The organism is Centipeda sp. (in: firmicutes), from assembly GCF_057271695.1.
Genome location: NZ_DBHIVL010000116.1, coordinates 1 through 4,377 on the forward strand (window position 1 = coordinate 1; position 4,377 = coordinate 4,377).

Genomic DNA, 4,377 nt, shown 5'->3' on the forward strand with positions numbered 1-4,377 from the left:
GTTCACCGCTTAAGCTCTTTCCAACCACGCGACTATCGCGTGGTTTTCTTTATACAAAAAGAATCCAGTCAAACGCTTGACTGGATTCTCGTTGCCCGCAAGAGGCACTGTCTTTTCTACCGCTTTCGCGGCTACCCGCAAGGGGCGTCGGTATCATTACAATACACGAACACAGAGAATCAGTCAAGGAGAATATTGAAAAAGAAAGAGGCACTAGCTGCAGCTAACGCCTCTTTGGATAGAAAAATGAACCCTTTCGGGTAAGATACTTATATTATAGTAGGTATCTTTTTTCTGTCAAGGAGTTAGCCGTGTATTTAGTTTTTGGAGAACTTACATGAACTTCGGCTTCTCCATAAGAAGGCGCGGGTCATTCGAGGTTATCCGGTTATTTCCAGTCAATATCCTCCATGCGTACAGCATGACCGTTCTCAAAGTCGGTGCGAGCACTTTCCAAGTCGAGGCGTTCCATTGGTGTGACTTTTGTAAAATCCGGGTCCCATGCGAGCACGAGTTTCTTCATAAACGCGAGTGCAAAGTCCTGATCGACTTTCGGCAGGAAATTATAGAGACGCAGCATCTCTTGTTCGTTGGCGGTCATGTCATAGCCTCCTTATTTGTAAATATCACCACGAGATCCAATGTTGAGGATACGCAAGGTATCCGATATGATTTCATAAACAATGCGGTACTTTCCTACACGTAAGCGATACGTTCCGACGGGTTGCCCCTGCATTACTTTGATATCGCCTTTGGGTGGAGTTTCGAGCAGACCGTCAACTCCTTCTTTTATTCGCTGTTGCGTGATACGATCTGCCGCATTGATGAATTTTAGTGCTTTTCGGGAGTATTGAACATCCATCAAAATGCCTTCCTGCCGCCTATGGGCGGTCTTTTACGGCTCGCAGACGCCGCAGGGCTCATAGCCGTCCGCGATAGCCTCATCACGCGAGTTGTAGGAAACGAAGTGCGGCGCGTCGGGGTTCTTGATCGTGCGGCAGTCTGCATAATGGAACTTGCCGGACTTCGTGTTTGCAAGATAGTCCGAGGCGAGGGTAGGCGTTGCGACGGTGAGCGCAACGGCGGCGATGGTGGCGAGTGCAATCTTTTTCAGTATGACGTATCCTCCTTTATCAAGCATATGCGGGTCGCGGCGTGCTCGGCGATGTGGACGCACGGCGGCGTTCCTCCTCCTCGGCGCGGTCAAGTGCTTCCTGCCTTGCAAGTTCCTCCTGATACCATCCTTCGAGGGCATCATATTCGCGTTTGAATGCAGGATCTTTGAGTTGTTCATTGAGAAATTCGTCCAGCGTCATTTGAGACACCTCCTTTGATAGTCTGCACGATAGGTTTTCGCCCGTTGGATTTCCTCGGGCGATGTTTTCTGAGACTTCTTGATAAATCCGTTGGTGACTACGGCAGTATTACCAACAACAAAGAAGTATAAAACACGCGAGATATTACCGCCGAATGTGATACGTAGCTCCATGATTCCGTCTGTCAGCTCTTTGGAGTAGGGAGCGCGTAAAGTGTAGCCTCTTGCCTCAAGGATTTTCAAGGAGCGTGTGATCTTTGCTCTCATGCCATCATCAAGTGAGGCAATAAACTCGGCAACTGGGATACTCCCATCTTCTTTTTCGTAGAATATAACCTGCAAAGGCAGACCTCCTTTCGTCGCGTACTGTATTCCCGCCGCCTAGGGGCGGTCTTTTTTTATGCCATTTTCGCGACGGAGCTTCCAGAGCCGGATGCTGATTGCTCCTTTTGCTCTGCGATGAGCGCGGCGCGATAGGCTTCGACTTCGGCTTCCAGTTCATCATCCGTCATGGTGCGCTGCGTTTTGGCAGCGGAATCCGAACTTTTTGCAGCGGGTACGTCTGTCTGCGCGCTCTCTTGCGGACGTGCGGCACGGACGGCATCGGCGATTTTCTCGACGTGTGCAATCATCGCCGCACGTTCGGACGGATTGAGATTCAAAAAATAGCGGATGATCTCGCGCTCCTCCACATCGAGAGCGTAGCCCCGCGTATAGGCATCTACCTGCGCATCAATGTCGCTCTTGTGCATCGACCCCGCACCCGTCCGAAGCCACTCCTCGGAGATGTTAAACTTCGCGCAGAGGAGTTGGATGAACGTGTCGGATGGAGTGACAATCCCCCGTTCGTAAGGCGCTATGGCGGCGCGTGTTGTACCGAGCATTTCGGCAAACGCCGTCTGGGATACTTTCGGTGTTAGGCTCTTGCGGACGGCTTTGATGCGTTCGTGAAGCCCGTTTGAATCCATTTATTCGACCTCCCTTCTTTTCTTGAGTAGAGGATAACATAAAAAAATGAATTTGTAAACTCAAAAAATAAACAAAAAGCATTTGTAAATTCAAAAGATAATGCTATAATGAGTTTAAAAATCCAAAGGAGGCGAAAAAAATGATTCAGAATGAACAGCTCGGCATCCCGAACGAGCCGTATACGTTCTCGGCGGATCGCATGGTTGACACGCTGAGGAGCGCGGGAACGACGGGCGAGAAGATTCTGCGTGCGGCGGCGTTTTCGTTCATGCGCGGGCTTGAGGTCGGACGCAGCGCAAAAGTGGCGGATGATACCGCCGCCGATGGCGGCAAAGAAAAACAGCCCGCATAAGGAGGTGAGGGGATGGAGAAAGAAAAACCTCGCCGATGGGCGAGGCTAGATTTGTCGATGTGGATAGATATGCTGTTTCGATATGCAGTCCCCATCGGATGGTTGTTGTTCGAAAACCATCAAATAAATGTTTTCCAAGACGCGGAAAGCATAGAAGAAAAGCTGAACGTCATCTTTCGGATGCTGCAAGGGAGTCTTTTTTTGGGCATCAATTTGCTGGTTTATTTGGATCACCTGATACGGCGACAAGAATAACCACCACAGACAGCATCACAAAAAGATTTTTCAGCATAGGATCGCTTGCATCGAAGCCGCTTGACAAAATACCGCAGAAAGCGAGCCTTTCGCTTAAATTTCCGTGAACGATAGGGTACATTGCTTTTCGAATCTGCATCCATGTACTGTCAATATTTTTGGGAAGGATATTGGCAGCACATGGAACATCCGAACGAAACAAAGGGTTCTCAGACGGCGTTGTTTCGTTCATGGCTTGTTCAAAAACCGCTCTCGGAATTTCAATCGTGGAAGCATCGTCAATCACAGAACGCTGCTCCTCATCGGATAGCTTTTCAAAAGCCAAAAGAAAGCTATTCATAAGGGCTTCTGCGTCTTGTGTAATTCTCGCTGCTTCGGCATGATGCGCGGGCAGAGACAGCAAATATCTGTATGTTGGAGATACAGATATTTGCCGCAAATGTGAAAGTGTTTTTGGCGATATGCCTTGATATACCGCCTGCACTGCTTCCATTTGCGGCATGAACTTTGCTTGTATCTGAGCCAGCTCAGATAATCTTTGTAATCTATCCATCAAAATCACCTCCTTTCCGTACTCAATTATAGCACGGTGAGGAGGCAAAGAAAAACAGCCCGCATAAGGAGGTGAGGAGATGATAGCGATGATGAAACGCTGGGCGATAGCAAGAGGAAAGGAGAATAAGAGCAAGCCTGTCATGAAAATTATCATCAACGCCGGCTACGACACGAGAGTCGCGCGGGCATTTATTGATGAAATGAATAAAGCGTATGGGGAAAGCCATACGCTTTACGTTGAAGTGACCTGCTAACCCTACGCAAGGAAGCGGAGATGCGAGCGAATTCGCGGGGGTTGAATCCGCAGAGTAAGCCGAAACGCCCCGCGTGGGCGTCTGCAGGGAATGACCGCCCTGCGCTGATGATGGCAGGTCACGAAAAAGCCCGCGATGGCGGGAACAGAGGGGAGGTGAGGAGATGGAAAAACTTTATACCGTAGTTCAGATGGATTTGGACACGTTCGACGAGAAACTCAAAAAGGTTGTCGAACTCCGCGAACAGATTTTACGGGCATTGAGAGAGTTGAACAATGCAGTAGAAGATGCTCCGTTTTTGACACTGAAAGAAGAAAATCCCGCTCCAAAAAATTAGGGCGGGACTGACAGTGCATAGAGGGGCGGTTAGTCCTTAGCAGATTCGGGGCTTTCCGATTCCTCTATTGCATCCACGAACTTATCGAGAGCACGGGCAATACTCTCGACAAGCTCATTATGTTCGCGAACAGTCAAGGATGAATTGTTATCGCGGCGCACTTTTCCTTGAAATTGAAAATCCTGTACTGCAAGGCGAAGTTTTTGAATATCCATAGCAATCACCTCCTTTCCGCGCTCATTATAGCACGGCGAGGAGGCAGAGAAAAACAGCCCGCATAAGGAGGTGGTATTGTCAAGAACAGTTGACAAATTTCTCACAAGGGAACGACCGTTTAAGT

General features: G+C 49.0%; 12 protein-coding genes and 1 other RNA gene. 5 read left to right on the forward strand and 8 right to left on the reverse strand.

What is annotated here, in order from left to right; all coding sequences use genetic code 11:
* On the forward strand, positions 1 to 264 hold a 264-nt coding region (locus tag ACO6BQ_RS11965), incomplete at its 5' end, for a hypothetical protein (protein WP_489121250.1).
* 124 nt (positions 265 to 388) lie between these two features.
* Here the strand turns inward: ACO6BQ_RS11965 and ACO6BQ_RS11970 are convergent.
* From ACO6BQ_RS11970 to ACO6BQ_RS11995, 6 genes are read right to left on the reverse strand one after another with little or no spacing between them, the layout of a single operon-like run.
* On the reverse strand, positions 389 to 601 hold the full coding sequence (locus ACO6BQ_RS11970; RefSeq protein ID WP_489121251.1) for a hypothetical protein: 213 nt from the start codon (positions 599 to 601) through the stop codon (positions 389 to 391).
* A gap of 12 nt (positions 602 to 613) precedes the next feature.
* Complete coding sequence (locus ACO6BQ_RS11975) at positions 614 to 862, reverse strand: type II toxin-antitoxin system RelE family toxin (RefSeq protein WP_489121254.1); 249 nt, start codon at positions 860 to 862, stop codon at positions 614 to 616.
* 33 nt (positions 863 to 895) lie between these two features.
* Entirely contained in the window at positions 896 to 1,177 is a 282-nt protein-coding gene (locus tag ACO6BQ_RS11980) for a nuclease (protein ID WP_489121256.1), read from the reverse strand.
* Entirely contained in the window at positions 1,134 to 1,316 is a 183-nt protein-coding gene (locus ACO6BQ_RS11985) for an XRE family transcriptional regulator (protein WP_489121258.1), read from the reverse strand. The genes ACO6BQ_RS11980 and ACO6BQ_RS11985 overlap by 44 nt, the downstream gene beginning before the upstream one ends.
* Entirely contained in the window at positions 1,313 to 1,657 is a 345-nt protein-coding gene (locus ACO6BQ_RS11990; RefSeq protein WP_489121260.1) for a type II toxin-antitoxin system RelE/ParE family toxin, read from the reverse strand. The genes ACO6BQ_RS11985 and ACO6BQ_RS11990 overlap by 4 nt, the downstream gene beginning before the upstream one ends.
* 56 nt (positions 1,658 to 1,713) lie before the next feature.
* Positions 1,714 to 2,283: a helix-turn-helix domain-containing protein gene (locus tag ACO6BQ_RS11995; protein WP_489121263.1), complete on the reverse strand. Its 570-nt coding sequence runs from the start codon at positions 2,281 to 2,283 to the stop codon at positions 1,714 to 1,716.
* A 140-nt stretch (positions 2,284 to 2,423) separates the two neighbouring features.
* Between ACO6BQ_RS11995 and ACO6BQ_RS12000 the strand changes: the two genes are divergently transcribed.
* Positions 2,424 to 2,636, forward strand: coding sequence for a hypothetical protein (locus tag ACO6BQ_RS12000; protein WP_489121265.1), 213 nt, complete (start codon positions 2,424 to 2,426; stop codon positions 2,634 to 2,636).
* A gap of 208 nt (positions 2,637 to 2,844) precedes the next feature.
* Here the strand turns inward: ACO6BQ_RS12000 and ACO6BQ_RS12005 are convergent, their stop codons facing one another.
* A complete protein-coding gene (locus ACO6BQ_RS12005) occupies positions 2,845 to 3,444 on the reverse strand; it encodes a hypothetical protein (protein ID WP_489121268.1) in 600 nt (199 codons plus the stop codon).
* Between the two features lie 79 nt (positions 3,445 to 3,523).
* On the opposite strand from ACO6BQ_RS12005, the gene ACO6BQ_RS12010 reads away from it, so the two are divergent.
* The 3 genes from ACO6BQ_RS12010 (at position 3,524) to ACO6BQ_RS12020 (ending at position 4,037) form a co-directional block, all read left to right on the forward strand.
* Complete coding sequence (locus ACO6BQ_RS12010) at positions 3,524 to 3,700, forward strand: hypothetical protein (RefSeq protein ID WP_489121269.1); 177 nt, start codon at positions 3,524 to 3,526, stop codon at positions 3,698 to 3,700.
* 57 nt (positions 3,701 to 3,757) lie between these two features.
* Positions 3,758 to 3,823, forward strand: an RNA gene (locus ACO6BQ_RS12015) — hammerhead ribozyme type II.
* Between the two features lie 40 nt (positions 3,824 to 3,863).
* Positions 3,864 to 4,037 carry a hypothetical protein gene (locus tag ACO6BQ_RS12020; protein ID WP_489121271.1) on the forward strand — a complete coding sequence of 58 codons (174 nt, stop codon included), beginning with the start codon at positions 3,864 to 3,866 and terminating at the stop codon, positions 4,035 to 4,037.
* A 29-nt stretch (positions 4,038 to 4,066) separates the two neighbouring features.
* Here the strand turns inward: ACO6BQ_RS12020 and ACO6BQ_RS12025 are convergent.
* Positions 4,067 to 4,377 (reverse strand): hypothetical protein (locus tag ACO6BQ_RS12025; RefSeq protein WP_489121274.1); only part of this gene is annotated, 311 nt, incomplete at its 5' end.

Coding starts and splice junctions, on each gene's coding strand:
- ACO6BQ_RS12000 (WP_489121265.1), top strand. CDS start 2,424: ATGATTCAGAATGAACAGCTCGGCATCCCGAACGAGCCGTATACGTTC.
- ACO6BQ_RS12005 (WP_489121268.1), bottom strand. CDS start 3,444: ATGGATAGATTACAAAGATTATCTGAGCTGGCTCAGATACAAGCAAAG.
- ACO6BQ_RS11975 (WP_489121254.1), bottom strand. CDS start 862: ATGGATGTTCAATACTCCCGAAAAGCACTAAAATTCATCAATGCGGCA.
- ACO6BQ_RS11995 (WP_489121263.1), bottom strand. CDS start 2,283: ATGGATTCAAACGGGCTTCACGAACGCATCAAAGCCGTCCGCAAGAGC.
- ACO6BQ_RS12010 (WP_489121269.1), top strand. CDS start 3,524: ATGATAGCGATGATGAAACGCTGGGCGATAGCAAGAGGAAAGGAGAAT.
- ACO6BQ_RS11985 (WP_489121258.1), bottom strand. CDS start 1,316: ATGACGCTGGACGAATTTCTCAATGAACAACTCAAAGATCCTGCATTC.
- ACO6BQ_RS12020 (WP_489121271.1), top strand. CDS start 3,864: ATGGAAAAACTTTATACCGTAGTTCAGATGGATTTGGACACGTTCGAC.
- ACO6BQ_RS11970 (WP_489121251.1), bottom strand. CDS start 601: ATGACCGCCAACGAACAAGAGATGCTGCGTCTCTATAATTTCCTGCCG.